This is a genomic window from Marivirga sp. (assembly GCF_051117495.1).
Classification (GTDB): Bacteria; Bacteroidota; Bacteroidia; order Cytophagales; family Cyclobacteriaceae; genus Marivirga.
This window is the reverse complement of record NZ_JBNPEF010000025.1, coordinates 56,241-73,624: the sequence shown is the minus strand read 5'-3', so window position 1 is coordinate 73,624 and position 17,384 is coordinate 56,241. Positions and strand designations below refer to the sequence as shown.

Here is a 17,384-nt window from a genome sequence, read left to right as displayed (position 1 = left end):
TCCAATTTTGTCGTTTCAATGCTTAAAGTTAACACTTTTCCAGCTATCCTTAAATGTTATATTTATAAAAGGTAAAAGCATGATAATACTCAGTTATTTTGATTAATTTTAAAGACTTGATTGGGAAGATGTTAAATAAATAAATGTAATTTTTTAAAGAATTTTCGACTGATTTATAAACTTAAATTGACTGAATTGTATTTAATGGCTTGTCAAGTAAAATTGCATTTTTTTCTTCCCTATTTTTTTATCATTTTTGTCAGCCCTGAACAAAAATAGGGGACTCAAATTAACAATCCGTCAATTATTAGTGTGAATGGTTAAAGACTGTCAATCAGTGTGGAATAATTGTCTTCACTCCATAAAGGAGGGAGTAGGGGAGCAAAGTTTTAATACTTGGTTTTCTCCTATTGAGCCGGTTAAGCTTGAAAATAACGTATTAACGATTCAAGTGCCGAGCCAGTTCTTTTATGAGTGGTTGGAGGAGCATTATGTACATATTTTGCGGAAAGTCATTCACCAGGAATTGGGACCAGAAGGCAGATTAGAATACTCTGTTATTGTAGATAAAGGAAATGACAAGTATAAGCCATTTACTATCAACTTACCGAACAATAATAAATCCAACAAGCCTAAAGAACAACAAAGAGAACAGCCACTCAATCCTTTTGCTCTTAATGGAGTGGATTTAAGTCAACAAAATTCACAACTCAATCCAAACTATACTTTCGATACCTTTATAGAAGGAGATTGTAACCGTTTGGCTCGATCTGCAGGCTATGCTGTGGCGAAAAAACCTGGTATTACTTCTTTCAATCCATTGATGATTTATGGTGGAGTAGGATTGGGAAAAACCCACTTAGTACAAGCCATTGGAAATGAAATAAAAGATACTTTAAATGGTAAATTCGTTTTGTATGTTTCTTCCGAGAAATTTACCAATCAGTTTATCGATGCCTTAAGGAATAATAAAATTCAGGATTTCTCTAACTATTATCTTCACATCGATGCCTTAATTATTGATGATGTTCAATTTTTAGGAGGTAAGGAGAGAACTCAGGAAATATTCTTCCATATTTTTAATCATTTACATCAGAATGGTAAGCAAATCATTATGACTTCTGACCGCCCGCCTAGGGATTTGAAAGGATTAGAAGATAGATTACTTTCCCGTTTCAAATGGGGATTAACAGCAGATTTGCAACAACCCGATTTGGAAACCAGAATTGCCATTATTCAAAATAAAATGGAAAGTGATGGTATTCATATCCCAGAGGATGTGATTGAATATTTAGCTTATTCAGTTGATACCAATATCAGGGAATTAGAGGGTGTATTAATTTCATTGATTGCGCATGCTTCTTTAAATCGAAAAGAGATTGATTTAGAACTAGCCAAGCAGACTTTGAAAAATATCGTACACGATATTGAGTCTGAAGTAGGTATTGATTTTATTCAAAAAACCATTGCGGAACACTTCGCTGTGAAAATTGATGATTTGAAAGCAAAAACCAGAAAGAAAGAAATTGTGATCGCCCGTCAGGTTTCTATGTATTTCTGCAAAGAGCATACTAATCATTCTTTGAAATCAATTGGCTACCATTTTGGTGGCAGAGACCATTCTACTGTAATCCATGCAGTGCAGTCAGTAAATGACATGATGCAAGTAGATAAGCGTTTCAGAGAAGAAATGGAAGAGTTGAAGAAGAGGTTTAAAATGAAGAAGGTTTAAAGTTCCCTAGCCCGCCAGCTGGTGGGGAATAAAGCACGGATATTCGTTTATATTTGGGCTTAAAATAGTTTTATTTAAAGCAAGCAACACCCATATAATCCCCTCGAGGGGATAGTCCTCACAGATTTAAATGAGTAGAAAATAATAAATTTTAACATTACAGTAGCAAAAGAACTAACATGACCAATTCCGAGGAACTCGGAAAAGCGGGAGGGAGGAAAGTTTAGCGGGCCAGTGTGGGGCTTGAGGGTAGAAGCATTAAACTTTCTTGACTTTTTGTTTCTTTTTTGTCAAGAAAAAAGAAAGAGAGTAGGTGTTTAAAAGATTCGTGATGCAAACAATTCAAGCTCATGGTATTAAGACAGGTGTAATTAGATAAGGAACTTAATTAGAAAACTTAAAAGTTGATATCTAGACCGACTCCTTGCTATTCAAAAATGCTTCCTTCTTAATTTTCTTATAATGCTTAGTAGCATGTTCACTGCTCAGTATCTTATAAATTTCAGGATGATCAGGATATTGAATTAAGTAATTGCTGAATTCTTCCCAATGCTCAATTGTATCTTCTTCTGTATAAAAACCAAAGCCTTTATAAAAACCTTCTTCTACTAACACAAATGCATATTCATTAAGATTTCTGCCATCTCCAATTAGGATGTAATCACTTTTTTCGGCTTTGCAGTGATTGATAAAAGCTTGAATCTTTTCATTGTGTTGAGATACAGATTCTTCTCCAGCGCAGGCTCCTTCACAGAGATTTAAGCTATAATCAAAGCAAGCTCCCATGCTTGATTGGATGCCAGCAAACTTTGGACAGATTTTTAGGTTTTTGCTTACTTCATTTAAAAAGCTAAAACCAGAAGCGTGATTTGGGAATCGCATCAAACTTTGCATTCCTGTTTGCTTCCTGCCTAATTGCAATCTTTTGTAGCCTTGTCTGTCTTCGTAAAGGTAAATGGAATAGCCTGGACTGTTGTTCTTCTGGGCTCGGTTGTAGCGAGGCCAGTTCTTTCTGATTTCATGTGATTCGTGTAAAAGTGCAATCAGTTCATTGCCAGTTAAATAATAATCTACATGATGAATTTGACTTTGAAAAGCTTGTTTGGCTACTTCCAGTTTACTGCCGCCAAAATGATTGCTGACGCGCTTTTTAATGTTTTTTGCTTTGCCTACATAAATGATTTGGCTTTTTTGATTGAGGAAATAATAAACGCCTGGCGATTCTGGTAGAGCTTCAAAGACTGATCTTTCTAAATTCTCTGGAATATTAACTACAGTAGCATTCTTTTTCAATGATTTTTGGATGTGATCATCTTGATCATGCTTAACCAATTGCGTGAAAAGCTCAGCAGTGGCTATTGCATCTCCAAAAGCTCGGTGTCTGTCATTTATTTTTATACCTCTATTTTCACAAATATTTCCTAGACTATAACTTTTCAATCCGGGGAATATTTTCCTACTCAAACGGACGGTACAAAGCTTTTTCAATTTCAATTCATATCCTAAATCTTGAAAAGCAGCTTTAACAAAGGAGTAATCAAAATTTACGCTGTGAGCCACAAAAATATTGCCTTCAAGTAATTCATGAATAGTTTTAGCCTCTTCATAAAATTTAGGTGCCTCTTCCACCATTTGGTCGTTTATGCCATGAATAGCTGAGAGTTGTGGAGGGATGTGTCTTTCAGGATTGATTAAAGTTTGATATTCTTTGACCACTTTTTCACCATTATGCAAAATTATAGCGATTTCGCATATTCTGTTTCGGGCTGCATAGCCTCCTGTGGTTTCAATATCAACTATGGCGTACATTTTACCTTTCTGTAAATTCACAAACACATCTAAAGCCAATAGTGTTAGTTGGTGTTAAATATTTGAGATTATCCATCACGCCAATTTCCCCAGGTGCTGTTTCCCAATTTCCGCCTTTTGCTATTCCCTTAGTGGTAGTCATTTCACTAACATTTCCACGTAGATCATATGGGATATTCATAAATTCATCATTCTTCTCTCTTGGCCATGTATGATTAACATTTATAGCATAATTGAAATAGTCCTTATTTCCTTCGTACCTTAAATTTTCAATCATATATATAGGATTGGTCTCCATAAACTCCCGTAATTTATTATAATATTCTCTTTTACTGATGTCTAAATCATAAGTTTTAATTAAATTTTTTAGTTCAGATTTCTTAAAAGGGAGAGATGAAAATTTGTTTGGCCATTTGGTGTTTTCTAAATAATAATCATATCGAATTGCCATTTTCATCCATTCTTCAATTGAAGGTAATCTCACCTTTAACAAAAACTTATCTTGATCAATATCTGGATTTTCCACCATCCTCTGAATTAAAACAGATTCGAGCCATTTACAATAATTCTTAGCTTGCTCATAACTCACATAGACTACTGGAAAATACCTAGTATTAGAAGATCGTAAATAGTTTTGTTCATTGTAACTTGTGTCAGCGGGATCAAAATTTAATAATTGTGCTTTATAAAAATCTTTGGATGAATCTTTTTTTACATAATAAAGATATTCAAGGTAATAAATATTTGCTACCTCTGTTTTTGAGGTATAAATATTATCATCTAAAGGAACTTGAAAACCTATTAAAATTTCTTCTTTTTGCGCAAAGCTTTCAAATGCTATTATTAGGAAGAAGATTATTAATAGGTTTTTAAACATAACTTATTCCGTCCAACTCATAGGATATTTTTTATCCATAAAGTCTTTACCTTCTTCAGTTACATAAAGCGGTCTGAAAGTATCCAACATTACGGCAAGTTCTTCCGTTTCTTTTGCTCCTATGCTTTTTTCTACTGTTCCGGGATGTGGTCCGTGAGGGAGTCCACCAGGATGAAGCGTAAATGAACCTCTGTCTATTCCTTTTCTGCTCATAAAGTTTCCTTCCACATAATATAATACCTCATCAGAATCAATATTACTGTGGTTATAAGGAGCTGGAATAGCATCTGGATGATAATCAAACAATCTTGGTACAAATGAACAAATCACATAACCAGCAGCTTGGAAAGTTTGATGTACGGGAGGCGGCTGATGAATTCTACCTGTGATAGGCTCGAAATCATGGATAGATAGTGTGTAAGGATATAAAAATCCATCCCAACCTACTAAATCAAAAGGGCTATGGTCATAAACATAATGATGGATATAACCTCCCTTTTTAATTTTAACATGATAATCCCCCTTGGTTTCTTCTGTAATCAATTCCTGTGGTGGGTGTATATCCCTTTCACAATAAGGCGAATGTTCCAATAACTGGCCTAATTTATTTCTGTACCGGCTAACTGTTTCAATCGGACTTGAGGACTCAATCGTTAAATAACGTATGTCATTACTTTCCCATTCTAACTTATAAATAGTCGTTCTTGGAATTACCACATAATCACCCGCTTTAATTTTCAACTTTCCAAACTGGGAATACATATAACCGCTTCCGTCATGAATGAAAAGTAATTCATCTGCTTCAGCATTTTTATAATAATAATCCATGCTTTGGCGGCTCGGCATACAAAGCGCCATAGAAACGTCATCGTTCATCAGCAATACCTTCCTGCTATCCAAAAAATCGCTACCTGTATTTTTCACCCCCGAGGTATTTAGATGGACTTGTTGTAAGGTTAAATCTTTATCAGGTTTGGTGCCATAGGCAACTGATTTTTTAATTTCCTTTACCCTTGTTGGGGGATTAATATGATATAGATTGGAATAGATTCCAGAAAACCCCAATGAACTTACCAATTCTTCTGCATATAGACTCCCATCTGGTTGCCTAAATTGTGTATGTCTCTTAGGTGGTATGTTTCCTTTTCTAACGTAGTATGCCATAGTTTAAAAATTCTGAATATTATTTTTTAGCCAATGTTTCAGCCTTATCAAAAAGTTTAAGTGCTTCTTTAAACACTTCATTTTGCTCATTAAAGATAGGGTAGAAGCCCTCATTATTCCAAATATTTCTGGCTATGTAAGCCTTGCTATAAAGTTTTATTAATTCTTTGGATTTTTTAAAGCCTTCTTCATCCAACTCCACATTATTGGTCATGGCCATTGTGGTTAGTTCCTTCAACATTTTATCGGTTACCTGAAAATTATTGATAAATCCCTCCATGCCCATGTTTTCCAACATTTTCTTGTTCTTTTCATAGTAAGAAAAGGTATATTGCCTCAATGTATTACTCAAGAAAATTTTGTTGAGATAGGTGGATGTTTCTGCGGTATCCAATGGAACAAAATAATCCGGCATAATTCCTCCTCCACCATAAACTATTCTGCCATTTGAGGTGGTGTATTTCAAGGAATCTTCGAAATGAATACTGTCCGCAACAAAGTATTCACCATGTTCATATCGTTCATTCATTTCTTGTCTGTATTCATCGGGATCCTCCCCAAATGGTTTTTGAATTGACCTGCCTGAAGGCGTGTAGTATCTTGAAATAGTCAATCTTAACTCTGAACCATCTTTCAAAGAAACTGGCATTTGAACTAATCCTTTTCCAAATGATCTCCTACCCACAATTAATCCTCTGTCGTTATCCTGAATTGCCCCAGATACAATTTCAGAAGCAGACGCACTTCCTTCATTTATCAATACTATTAATGAGCCATTTTCAAAACTTCCTTCTTTTATAGCTCTAGCTTCAGAATTATATCTTTTCTCTTTGCCTTTGGTGTAAACTATCATGGCATTATCTTTCAAGAATTCATCTGCCATATTAATTGCTTTGTCCATATAGCCACCAGGATTATCTTGTAAATCCAAAATTAATTTCTGCATCCCTTCTTCTTTTAATTTATTCATAGCTTCCATGAATTCATTATAGGTGGTAGCAGAGAATCGACTTACTTTTATGTAGCCTATTTCATCATCCACCATGTAGCTAACATCTACAGAATATTGAGGGATTTTATCTCGTATGATCTTATATTCAACTGGCTCCTTTAATCCTGAACGCATAATTTTCAATTCCACTTCACTGCCCTTTTCGCCTCTGAGGTTTTCATGGACCTGTCTGTTAGTCAATCCAATTCCTGCAATATTTTTACCATCTACTGCAATGATTTTATCACCTGATTGCAAACCAGCTGTTTCAGAAGGACCACCACTCAATGGTGCTACTACATAAAGCGTATCATTAAAAATATTAAATTCAATCCCGATTCCTTCAAAATTACCTTTCAAATCAGCCGAAACCATTTCCAAATCTTTAGCCGGAATATAAGAAGTATGAGGATCTAATTCCTTTAACATACCATTGATGGCACTATCAACCAATTTATCTGTATCCACTTCCTCAACATAGTTTTGGTCAACTTGTAAAAGAATTTCTTTTATTCTTGTAATCCCCTCTAAAACAGTATCTTTACTGGATGTGGGATTTGCCATTGTGGCGCCAATTAATATGCCTGCCGCCAATGTTGAGAAAATAATTATTGGCAGTTTGATTTGAAATGAACTATTTTTGTTTGTTATCACGTTTAAGAATTTTTATTTTAACAAATAACGCAGGAAATTAATAAATCGTTGGATTGAAAAGCCTTAAAATTAAATTACCTTTGTAAAATACCTAAATTAGTTAAAGTGGAATACTCTCAAAAGAAAATCAAGGAATTAGTTGCAGAAAATTATGTTTTCGCATCAGTTCTTTATTATTTAGGTATAGAATATTATGAATTTGAGGAAGATTCTCTTGAAAAAGTATGCCGAACAAAAGGGGTGGATATCCATTATGTGGTAAATGAACTGGAAAAAATCAATCACAACGAGGAGATTGAAAATATCAAATTGTTGTCCTTTCCTATTGATTTAATTATTAGTTACCTAAAGCATACGCATTTTATTTTTATCAAAAAGGATTTACCATTTTTAGTAAAACTGGTCAATAAACTTGATAGTTCTAATCCTCATATAGCTTCTGTTGAAAGGGAAATTAAGGATGTTTTTCCGTTATTTGTAGAGGATTTTGTGCATCATATTTATGAAGAGGAGGATACGCTATTCGAATATATTTCACAGTTAAAAGCCATTGATGATAAAAAGAAGAACCCTTCCAGTTTTTTCTATAAATATCCAAATTTTAATATGCAGAAATTTGCCATTGACCATGAGGTACATGATGATGAAATGAAGGGAATACGTTTTTTGATGGATCAATACCCTGTTGAGGCAACCTCACCACTCAATGCTAAAGTACTTTTTTCAGAATTGGAGCGTTTTGAAGACAAACTAAAAGTTCATGCTAAAATTGAAAATGAAGTGCTTTTCCCTAAGGCTTTAATGTTGGAGAAATCTGTTAGAAAAAAATTCGATTTGCTTATTCGTCTCAATTAATAATGCCAAGGATTTTAGCTATAGATTATGGAACCAAGAGGGTTGGATTGGCAGTTACAGACCCATTAAAGATAATTGCTTCTCCTTTGGAAACAGTTCATTCTAAAGATCTCATTCATTATTTGTCAGGATATTTCATCAAAGAAGAAGTGGAATCAGTGGTTTGCGGTTATCCTACCAATGAGGAGGGAGAGCCAACGGATGCTACTCGTCATGTAGATGCATTTATTAACCTTTTTAGAAAGAAATTCCCAACAATGCCCTTACATTTGCAGGATGAAAGCTTTAGCTCGCAAGAAGCAATTCAGGCCATGATAATTTCTGGATCCAAAAGGAAACAAAGGAATAAGAAATCAGGTAATATAGATAAAATTAGTGCGGCAATAATATTGCAACAATTTATAGATCAAAATTAAATTATGATATATCCTATAGTAGCTTATGGGCATCCCGTTTTGAAAACAAGAGGAAAAGATATAGAAAAAGGGGAGATAGATGTTAAAACATTGGTGGATGATATGTTCGAGACTATGTACAATGCCAATGGAGTAGGTTTGGCAGCTCCTCAAATTGGTAAAAGTATCCGTTTGTTTGTGATTGATACAGACCCCATTGATGAAGAAGATGAGCCAAAGGTGAAACAAGCTTTTATCAATCCTCAAATACTGGAAGAAGAAGGAGAGGAATGGGCTTTTGAAGAAGGATGTTTAAGTATTCCCAATATTCGAGAGGATGTGGATAGGAAGCCCAATATACGAATCAAGTATTTCGATGAGAATTGGGTGGAGCATGATGAGGAATATAATGGTTTTGTGGCAAGAGTTATTCAGCATGAATATGATCATATTGAAGGTGTCTTATTCACGGATCATGTTTCAGCATTTAAAAAGAGAATTTTAAAAGGAAAATTAGCCAATATCAGTAAGGGTAAAGTATCAGCAGATTACAAAATGTTGTTCCCTTTGAAAAAATAGTTTATGTAAGGTCAGCTTGAAATTAGCTGATATTTTAATTAAACTTATAATTATATTTGATTAGTGCAATTATTTTTGGTCAAATAAAAAATATTGGCAAAGTAATTGTACCCAATGTCATTCAACATTTTTATTTTCATTATGAATCAATTATCAAAAATATTAGTCTTATGCTTTGTGGTGGTTTTTTGTGGTTCCATAGCTATTGCGCAAAAGAAAAAAGCATCTGAATTTATTGAAAACGGAATCAATAAGTTTGAGGAAAAAGAATATATGGAAGCTATTGTAAGCTTTAATGAAGCTATAAAAGTTGATCCTGATGCTCATCAAGCTTACTATATGAGAGGTAATATAAAGCAGAAATTTGCTGATGTTCATGGAGCCATGAAAGATTATAATAAAGCAATTGAAGCAAAATCGGATTTTTCCGAAGCTTTCTTTGAAAGAGGTAATATTAAATATTTACTTCAAGATTATTATGGTGCCATCAATGACTATACTAAGACCATTGAATTGAATGAAAACAATTTGGATGCCTATTATAAAAGAGGTCAGGCCAAACAACAGTTGGAGGCTTATCAAGATGCCATTAATGATTGTACCAAAATTATCGAAAAGGATAAGGACAATGTTGATGCCTATTATTTAAGGGGCGTTTTAAGAATAGAATATGGTCAACTTTCCGAAGGATGTCTTGATTTAAGTAAAGCAGGTGAATTAGGAGATTTGAAAGCTTATGAAATGATTCGTGAAAGATGCAATGATGTAAAATGCTATCCTTCCGATTTTGAATAAATAAATAATTAAAATGAAAAAGCCTGTTTAAAATCAATTAAACAGGCTTTTTTTTGCTAGTGACCTTGCCAGGATTCAAACCTGGAACCTCTTGAGCCGTAATCAAGTGCTCTATTCAGTTGAGCTACAAGGCCATTTTTTCTTATTGATATGCTATTTAAAATATAAAGCAATATCTTTTCATCAACTACGTTTGCTAATGAGCTTGCAAAGGTAAATAATAAAATCTTATAAGAAAAAGGATTTATTTATTTATCCTCTGTATAAAACGCTATCTTTGTCGTTCGAAAGTAAAAATTCAATAAAATACTGATGAGAAAACTATTTATTTTAGCTCTATTAATTTTAACTACTACAGTTTCTATTCAAGCCCAAAATTTGCAAGAGAAAAATACCTTTGGCCCTAGACCAAATTTAAAGGGGGATTTAACCTTGTCATTTGGATTAAACATGCTCTATAATAATGATGTGGAAGATTTAAATCTTAGGACTGTTGGTAATAATGCTTTCAAAATAGGGTATATGTATCCAGTTCAGATATCTAATTCTAATTTTAGTTTTAATGCGGGTTTCAATTTTTCCTTTGATAAATTCGCTTTTGATGGCGATTCCACAACTTTAGCGGTAGTTTCAGGTGATGATGAACTTAGAAATGTGAGGCTACAAACTATTGGTGAAGATTTGATAGGAGAAAATGGATTTGTTGAAAAATCTAAATTTGAAACTAATTATGTTAATATTCCATTGGAATTTAGATATTATTTTAACAAAAATAAAATAGATGATGGTGGACTATTTTTGGCTGCAGGTGGTAGTATTGGTTATTTAATAAATGGTAAGACCAAAATTAAATATGTGGAGAATGAGCAAACAAAAAAGATTAAGCGGAAAGAAAGTTATGAATTGAATCAATTTCGATATGGAGCGCATTTCAGAATAGGAATTGCTGGCTTTGGAGCTCATTTCGAATATGACTTTTCTGAGTTATTTAATCCAGGAAGAGGACCCTTAAATAATGCGGAAGAGCCTGTGGCCACTCAAACCACTCCGTTTCGATTTGGATTAAGCTTTAATTTATTCTAATATTGAATTAACTACGTTACTATAATTTATTGAAAAGCATCTGAAGAAATTTAGATGCTTTTTTATTGTTTAATCTCAGGTTTTTATGAAGTGCAGATATTGTTTTTTAGTTTTAATATTTATCATTTTCTCAAATTGTTCAAGCTCGCTTAATGATGAGTATAAAGATAAATTAGAAAGCTACGCATTATCTTTACAGAATAAATACGGAACAAACTTTCAAGATAAAGTCGAATTTTTTGAATTGGATCATTTTACTGATTCAATTGAAGGGGCACGTATTGGTAATTACAAATTTCAAGATTATGATGGAAACATAATTAATTTATTAGAGGATTCAAGACCTGTTCTTTTAGAATCATTCGCATCATGGTGTGCTCCTTGTGTTAGTTCCATTCCAGCACTCAATCAACTCTCACAAGCTTATCCAAATGTTCGGTTTATAGTATTGACACATGACACGGCTGATAAATTAGCGGAATATGCTAAAGAATTTAATACTAATATTCATTTAGTCCCATCTGAAACAGAAATCAATGCGAGTGGATTTATAAAATTGCAAGTAGGGGAGTTTCAAAGTATATTTCCATTTCCCGCCACTTTCACTATACATTCCGATGGTATTATAGAAAATGTCTTGTTAGGAGCTCCTAGGGCGGGTAATTACGGAGGCAAAACCGTTACTTTGAAGGAGGTTCACGAAGCTAATATGCTAAGATTAAGCCGGGAGCTTGATAAATTGGTTTCTGAATAAATTAGTATCATTTCCATTCCACCTCGAATTGAAACTTATCTTGGCCTACAACAGTAGTGTAATTAGCAGTATCTATTTTTTTTATTTTTAAAAGCGTTTGCCCTTCCTCAATTTTGATGGATTTCTGTTCTATTACATTTATGCTATCCTTTTTATGATAAATGACAACCATTTCAGTTTTTACGGGGATTTCAATTTCTATAAAATTTTGAGACGAACTAATTGTTTGTGAAATTGATTCTGGTTTTTCGTGATTTAAGATAGATGTTATTTTCTTACTATCCGGAACCCCATATCCAATGTAATTATTAGGATTATCTGCCAAATGACTACTCCTTTTAATGATATCAATTACTTCTAAATTGCTTAAGGTGCTGTCGTATTCCCAAATACATGCGGCTAACCCTGTAATCACCGGAGCTGAAAATGAAGTGCCATTGGCAGCAAAGCAAACAACATCGGGTTTTACGTATGCTAATTTCTCAGGCCCAATGGATGAATAGTAGATTTTAGACCAATCATCAAAACGGACAGAGCCGACTGTTAATACATCTTTAGCATCGGAGGGTAAAGAAAGGACTTCCCATTTTTTATGTCCGTCATTTCCAGCTGCGCTCACAATCAACATTCCTTTTTCTGCTGCAGATTGAGCTGTTTTGGTAATCATACTGCTTTTTCCGTTGACTTCCTTTTTATTATGATTCTCCTTTCTTTTATCAAAACCATCCGTATAGCCTAAAGAAGAATTTACCAATCTAATGCCCATATCATAGAATAACTCAAGTGCGGCCACCCAATAATCTTCTTCTAATCTTCTTTCCCTTATCCCATGATCTGTTCTTGCCAAATATAGTTCTGCATTTTCAGCCATACCGTATTTTATAGAAGTCCCATTGTCAGATCCCGCTATCATTCTTAAGACTTGAGTGCCATGGTCGTCACCAGCCATTCTTTTTCCATAAAAGGGATCTTTATTTCCTTTTAATAAATAGTCCTGAAAGAATTTGATTTGGTTGTTTTCTACCAAATGTTTTAAAGAGGGTTCTACATCTGCATCCATAAAACCGCCATCAATTACGCCTATTTTTATATTCATTCCACTTAAGCCCATACTATCAGTGATATAATGAGCTTTTATTTGTTCTAAAGCATAAGAATATTCAATTAGCGTTGCACTTTCAATTGAAAGTGCTTGAAGTTCTTTTTGAGGTTGAATGCTTTTAATTAATTCATGATTGTCTAATTGATCGACTAATTCTTTTTTTAGTGTGATACTTATTACCGGGTGCCATTTCGACTGATAATGGAATTCAAGTTCATTCCCGTATTCATTTTTTAAATTTTCTTTTAAGAACTCAATTTGAGTATTTTGATTACCCATTTCTACAATATCAAATTCCAACCAATACTTTTGTTGTGCTAAAACTACAATCGAAAGCAGGTACAATGGAATTAAGAATAATATAGTCTTGAAAAAAGCCTGTTTTAACATGTTGAAAGAAATAATAAAATGTAAATTTGAAATTTACGAAGCAAAAACGATTTATTTGATATAAAAACTAAATTTATGAGATACAAAACTTTAGATTCGTCTCTTTATATTAAGAACCGCAAAAATTTCATGAAACAAATGCCGGCTCGTTCTTTGGCAGTTTTCAATTCCAATGATGTAATGCCCATGAATGCAGATGGTACTATGACTTTCTGGCAAAACAGTGATTTATTCTACTTGACTGGCATTGATCAGGAAGAAAGCATTTTGGTTTTATTTCCTGATTTTGATAATGATAGCTGGAGAGAAATTTTGTTTGTAACGGAAACCAATGAGCACATAGCCGTTTGGGAGGGGCATAAATATACCAAAGAAGAAGCCACAGCCGCCTCAGGTATCCCAACTGTGATGTGGTTATCACAATTTGAAACCGTTTTCAATACCTTGATGGCAGAAGCTGAGCAGGTGTTCATCAACACCAATGAACATATCAGAAATGCCACTCCTGTTGAAACAAGAGATATGCGTTTCATCAAATGGTTGCAAGAAAGATATCCTGCACATCAGTACAGAAAAGCAGCCCCTATTTTGTATGATTTAAGAGCGATTAAAGATCCTCAGGAGATCACGCAAATGGAAAGAGCTTGTAAAATTACAGAAGATGCCTTCAGAAGAACTTTGAAATTTGTAAAGCCGGGAGTGAAAGAATATGAAGTAGAGGCTGAAGTTTTACATGAATTTGTACGACAAGGCTCTAAAGGATTTGCTTATACACCAATTGTGGCCTCCGGAGCTAATGCTTGTGTTTTACACTATATCGAGAACAAGGATGTCTGCAAGGATGGTGAATTGTTATTGATGGATGTGGGAGCAGAATATGGTAATTACAATGCCGATATGACTCGTGCAATTCCTGTTAATGGAAGATATACTCAACGCCAAAAAGATGTTTATAATGCTGTTTTAAGGGTTATGAAAGAGTGTTATAAAATCTTAACACCAGGTAACAGAATTCCAGAATACCATAAAGAAGTGGGCAAACTGATGGAAAGCGAGTTGTTAGGCTTAGGCTTATTGGATAAAACTGATATCAAGAATCAGGACCCGGCTAATCCTGCTTATAAAAAATATTTCATGCACGGTACTTCTCACCACATCGGATTGGATGTTCATGATGTTGGTAATATTTATAGAGAATTTGAGCCAGGCATGGTATTCACCATCGAGCCGGGAATCTATATTCAAAATGAAGGCTTAGGTATTCGTTTGGAAAATGATGTAGTCATCACTAAAGATGGTCACCATGACATGATGGGCAATATCCCAATTGAAATTGATGAGATTGAGGATATAATGAATAGCTAAAAAATGGAAAGCGATGGTTTGAATATCATCGCTTTTTTTACTCAAAAATAGCCACAGCCCTAACAGGAGAACCCGTGCCACCTCTTATTTTTAAAGGAAATGCGATAAAACGGAATCTTCCTCTTCCGATAAGTTGATGCAGATTGATCATGTTTTCATAATGTGTGAAGCCTAATTCACCGCAAATTTCATGGACTTCTCTATTGGAAATTTTTCTAACACCTGGAGACATGGTTTCAACCCCAAAAGCTGAAATCTTTTGTTCTCCTAACCACCTAGCTGTTTTAGCTGAAATACCAGGGCCATTTCCCCAATCTGCTTTGTTGAAATGCTTTCTATAATGATCAGTATATAGAAGAACAGTATCACCTTTTTTGATTTCTACATTCGCTTTTTTACAAGCCAATTCAACTTCATGAGGTTCTATTAGTTCTGCTAGATTTTTATGTGAGAAGTCTAAACAAATTCCCTCGGTATAGAACATAGATAAAGGCATTTTATCAATAGACTGACCTTCATATTGTTGTGCCATGTGATTGATGGCATCCACATGAGTGCCCGTATGTTCACCCAATTCTAATTTATGAACAGCAGGAGTTCTTTTTTGAGGATTTTGAATGCCAGCCCATTCTTCATGTGAATTATGGATTTCCATTTTAACCTGAGGAAGGTCTTTAAAAACACGCATTCCCTCATAAATTTCTTGGCTTAGGTCTATGATTTCGGGCATTAAATGAATGGTTAAAAATATTAGGTAGAATAATATCTATAGTTTTTTCTCTGGGTCTTGCCTCACGTCAAAAAAGGAAAGAATAATAATTTTTTGTTCTCTTATCCTGTAAAGCATTCTAGTCTGTGGAGTTAATTGTAAACCCCTAATATCATTTATTTCTGCTTGTCCAATTGAAGGGAAGCTTTTAACTAATTTAAGGATTTCATCTACTTTATGAATGAATTCTTTTACTGTATTTTCACCCCATTCTAATTTCAAATATTCTACTATTGAGTCGAAATCCTTTTCGGCTCTTGGGGTAACGTAAATTTCCATTAATACTTTTTCTTAATTCTTTCCCAATTAATTAGTTTTTTATCGTCTTGAGATTCCTTGTATGATAAGTAAACTTCATTTTTTTGTTCTTCTGTCAAAGTTTTCCAAATGTGACCTTCTTCAGCACCCTCACTTTGCTTAAGGAAATCGTAAATTGTTTGTAATAATTGTTCGTTATCAATACGATCTAAAATTTTATGAAGATTTGATTTTAATTCTATGGTTCCCATGTCTTCTTATTTATTTTGTAATATGAATTTACAAAATTTTGCTCAATTTATTTTATTATTCTGATAGTTTAAAATCGTTAAACTAATTGTAATTTGATTCCAAACAGATTCTTTAATCATGAAAATTATCCTAATCCTCCTTTTCCTCCCATTAAACCTATTAGCAATTGATCCTGACAAAGAATATATTTTAACTCCCGATTCCATTGGCTGGGAATATGAAGAGTTAACGGTTACCACAGAAGACGGATATGGTTTAAATACTTGGATTTATGCACCTAATACTGATAGTGAGAAAGATGAGGTTTTGATTTTGGCATATCCCGATGCTGGGAATATGTCCTATTTTGTATATCATGCTTCCATTTTGGCGAATTTAGGCTATACTGTCATCACCTTTGATTATCGAGGATTTGGCAAAAGTTCTGATTTTGAAATTAAGCCTAATAATCTATTCCATCTAGAGTTTTCATATGACTTAAAAGCAATGGTAGATTTTACCGATAAAAGATTTAAAGATAAAAGTCTAGGGATTTGGGGATTGTCAATGGGCACGATGGTCACGACCTATGCTTATGAGAAGATCAAGAATAAAATAGACTTTCTGATTTACGATGCATTTGTCTATAGTCCAAATGAGCATATTCAAAGGATAAAATCTCTAAAGGGAAAAGAAACTTTTTCACCAATTGAATCTGATGACTATATCCAAAAATGGAAGGCAATCAATATTCCGATTTTGCTTTTTACAGGAGAAGATGACAAAATAACCACAGCTCAGGATGCTAATTCAAATAGACATGAATTTAGTGTAAAATCAGAAATAGAAATTTATGATGGAGGGCATTTAATGGGATTTCAGCACAACAAAGAACTGGGTTTTGGAACTTGGTATTCAACCCAAATGGATGAATTTATTCAGAAAAATTGATTGCTTTAATTTAATATTTCAACAACTTTAATCAACTTGTTTCTGTTGATTAGATAAATACACAATAAAATGTTGAAGGAAAAATTAATTCAAAGGATTAAGCAAATTGAAAATGAAGATTTGCTTAAAGAGATTATAGACTTGATTGATTTTGAGTCAAGTTCTAAAGATGTTTTTCAATTATCTGATGCTCAAAAGGATGTAATTGAAAATGGAATTCAATCTATTGAATCAGAAGGGTCTCATTCAAATGAGGAGGCAAAAAGTATAGTTGAGGAATGGTTCAAAAAGAAATAAGATGGTCTAAAAGAGCCATTTATGATAAACTGGATATTTACGAATATTGGAGTAATCGTAATAAGAACTTTGATTATTGCTATAAACTTGAACAGCAATTTGATCATTCTGTATTTCAACTAAGCCTTTTTCCTGAATCTGGAAAAATCACAGATTATAAAAATGTTAGAGTTAAACCATTGAAAAAGTATTTGATCTTTTACAGAAATACATCAGATGCCATAGAGGTATTGCGATCATGGGACACTAATAAAGATTTGGAATATTTGCAATTACCTAATGATTGAAAGAAGTGTTAATTTCAATAACCTTTCTCCTCAAAATCCGATAAGC

19 protein-coding genes and 1 tRNA gene are annotated in these 17,384 nt (G+C 33.7%); 11 read left to right on the top strand and 9 right to left on the bottom strand.

Annotation, left to right across the window (positions count from 1 at the left end; translation table 11 throughout):
- Positions 1 to 316: 316 nt before the first annotated feature.
- Complete coding sequence (gene dnaA / locus ACFE0M_RS13340) at positions 317 to 1,732, top strand: chromosomal replication initiator protein DnaA (RefSeq protein WP_013452169.1); 1,416 nt, start codon at positions 317 to 319, stop codon at positions 1,730 to 1,732.
- A gap of 411 nt (positions 1,733 to 2,143) precedes the next feature.
- On the opposite strand, the gene ACFE0M_RS13335 is transcribed toward dnaA, so the two are convergent.
- The 4 genes from ACFE0M_RS13335 to ACFE0M_RS13320 are packed head-to-tail and all read right to left on the bottom strand — an operon-like array spanning position 2,144 to position 7,227.
- Positions 2,144 to 3,562, bottom strand: coding sequence for an exonuclease domain-containing protein (locus ACFE0M_RS13335; protein WP_434546271.1), 1,419 nt, complete (start codon positions 3,560 to 3,562; stop codon positions 2,144 to 2,146).
- The gene (locus tag ACFE0M_RS13330; protein ID WP_434546270.1) at positions 3,543 to 4,418 is read right to left on the bottom strand and encodes an SUMF1/EgtB/PvdO family nonheme iron enzyme; all 876 of its coding nucleotides are present in this window, start codon (positions 4,416 to 4,418) and stop codon (positions 3,543 to 3,545) included. Before ACFE0M_RS13330 ends, ACFE0M_RS13335 begins: the two co-directional genes overlap by 20 nt.
- Before the next feature lie 3 nt (positions 4,419 to 4,421).
- On the bottom strand, positions 4,422 to 5,582 hold the full coding sequence (locus ACFE0M_RS13325; protein ID WP_434546269.1) for a homogentisate 1,2-dioxygenase: 1,161 nt from the start codon (positions 5,580 to 5,582) through the stop codon (positions 4,422 to 4,424).
- Between the two features lie 19 nt (positions 5,583 to 5,601).
- Positions 5,602 to 7,227: a S41 family peptidase gene (locus ACFE0M_RS13320; RefSeq protein WP_434546268.1), complete on the bottom strand. Its 1,626-nt coding sequence runs from the start codon at positions 7,225 to 7,227 to the stop codon at positions 5,602 to 5,604.
- Between the two features lie 105 nt (positions 7,228 to 7,332).
- On the opposite strand from ACFE0M_RS13320, the gene ACFE0M_RS13315 reads away from it, so the two are divergent.
- From ACFE0M_RS13315 to ACFE0M_RS13300, 4 genes are all read left to right on the top strand, one after another.
- On the top strand, positions 7,333 to 8,082 hold the full coding sequence (locus ACFE0M_RS13315) for an iron-sulfur cluster repair di-iron protein (protein WP_434546267.1): 750 nt from the start codon (positions 7,333 to 7,335) through the stop codon (positions 8,080 to 8,082).
- 2 nt (positions 8,083 to 8,084) lie between these two features.
- Entirely contained in the window at positions 8,085 to 8,498 is a 414-nt protein-coding gene (gene ruvX, locus ACFE0M_RS13310) for a Holliday junction resolvase RuvX (protein WP_434546266.1), read from the top strand.
- Between the two features lie 3 nt (positions 8,499 to 8,501).
- The gene (gene def, locus ACFE0M_RS13305) at positions 8,502 to 9,056 is read left to right on the top strand and encodes a peptide deformylase (RefSeq protein ID WP_434546265.1); all 555 of its coding nucleotides are present in this window, start codon (positions 8,502 to 8,504) and stop codon (positions 9,054 to 9,056) included.
- Positions 9,057 to 9,197: 141 nt separating this feature from the next.
- Entirely contained in the window at positions 9,198 to 9,851 is a 654-nt protein-coding gene (locus ACFE0M_RS13300) for a tetratricopeptide repeat protein (RefSeq protein WP_434546264.1), read from the top strand.
- Positions 9,852 to 9,911: 60 nt separating this feature from the next.
- Here ACFE0M_RS13300 and ACFE0M_RS13295 read toward each other — a convergent pair.
- Positions 9,912 to 9,985: transfer RNA gene (locus ACFE0M_RS13295), tRNA-Arg, on the bottom strand.
- A gap of 178 nt (positions 9,986 to 10,163) precedes the next feature.
- Between ACFE0M_RS13295 and ACFE0M_RS13290 the strand changes: the two genes are divergently transcribed.
- Positions 10,164 to 10,934, top strand: coding sequence for a porin family protein (locus tag ACFE0M_RS13290; protein WP_434546263.1), 771 nt, complete (start codon positions 10,164 to 10,166; stop codon positions 10,932 to 10,934).
- A gap of 85 nt (positions 10,935 to 11,019) precedes the next feature.
- Complete coding sequence (locus ACFE0M_RS13285) at positions 11,020 to 11,688, top strand: TlpA family protein disulfide reductase (RefSeq protein ID WP_434546262.1); 669 nt, start codon at positions 11,020 to 11,022, stop codon at positions 11,686 to 11,688.
- Between the two features lie 7 nt (positions 11,689 to 11,695).
- Here ACFE0M_RS13285 and ACFE0M_RS13280 read toward each other — a convergent pair whose 3' ends face one another.
- The gene (locus ACFE0M_RS13280) at positions 11,696 to 13,180 is read right to left on the bottom strand and encodes a S8 family serine peptidase (protein ID WP_434546261.1); all 1,485 of its coding nucleotides are present in this window, start codon (positions 13,178 to 13,180) and stop codon (positions 11,696 to 11,698) included.
- A gap of 75 nt (positions 13,181 to 13,255) precedes the next feature.
- Here ACFE0M_RS13280 and ACFE0M_RS13275 point away from each other — a divergent pair, with 75 nt between their 5' ends.
- A complete protein-coding gene (locus ACFE0M_RS13275) occupies positions 13,256 to 14,545 on the top strand; it encodes an aminopeptidase P N-terminal domain-containing protein (RefSeq protein ID WP_434546260.1) in 1,290 nt (429 codons plus the stop codon).
- A 37-nt stretch (positions 14,546 to 14,582) separates the two neighbouring features.
- Here the strand turns inward: ACFE0M_RS13275 and ACFE0M_RS13270 are convergent, their stop codons facing one another.
- From ACFE0M_RS13270 to ACFE0M_RS13260, 3 genes are read right to left on the bottom strand one after another with little or no spacing between them, the layout of a single operon-like run.
- Positions 14,583 to 15,275 (bottom strand): cyclase family protein, encoded by a 693-nt coding sequence (locus ACFE0M_RS13270; protein WP_434546259.1) that lies wholly within the window; start codon positions 15,273 to 15,275, stop codon positions 14,583 to 14,585.
- A 36-nt stretch (positions 15,276 to 15,311) separates the two neighbouring features.
- Positions 15,312 to 15,593 (bottom strand): type II toxin-antitoxin system RelE/ParE family toxin, encoded by a 282-nt coding sequence (locus ACFE0M_RS13265; RefSeq protein WP_434546258.1) that lies wholly within the window; start codon positions 15,591 to 15,593, stop codon positions 15,312 to 15,314.
- Positions 15,593 to 15,823, bottom strand: a complete 231-nt coding sequence (locus tag ACFE0M_RS13260; protein ID WP_434546257.1) for a hypothetical protein — start codon at positions 15,821 to 15,823, stop codon at positions 15,593 to 15,595. The genes ACFE0M_RS13265 and ACFE0M_RS13260 overlap by 1 nt, the downstream gene beginning before the upstream one ends.
- 118 nt (positions 15,824 to 15,941) lie before the next feature.
- On the opposite strand from ACFE0M_RS13260, the gene ACFE0M_RS13255 reads away from it, so the two are divergent.
- The 3 genes from ACFE0M_RS13255 (at position 15,942) to ACFE0M_RS13245 (ending at position 17,338) form a co-directional block, all read left to right on the top strand.
- Positions 15,942 to 16,754: an alpha/beta hydrolase gene (locus ACFE0M_RS13255; RefSeq protein WP_434546256.1), complete on the top strand. Its 813-nt coding sequence runs from the start codon at positions 15,942 to 15,944 to the stop codon at positions 16,752 to 16,754.
- A gap of 69 nt (positions 16,755 to 16,823) precedes the next feature.
- Entirely contained in the window at positions 16,824 to 17,051 is a 228-nt protein-coding gene (locus tag ACFE0M_RS13250; protein WP_434546255.1) for a hypothetical protein, read from the top strand.
- On the top strand, positions 17,033 to 17,338 hold the full coding sequence (locus tag ACFE0M_RS13245) for a type II toxin-antitoxin system RelE/ParE family toxin (protein ID WP_434546254.1): 306 nt from the start codon (positions 17,033 to 17,035) through the stop codon (positions 17,336 to 17,338). Before ACFE0M_RS13250 ends, ACFE0M_RS13245 begins: the two co-directional genes overlap by 19 nt.
- Positions 17,339 to 17,384: the final 46 nt, after the last annotated feature.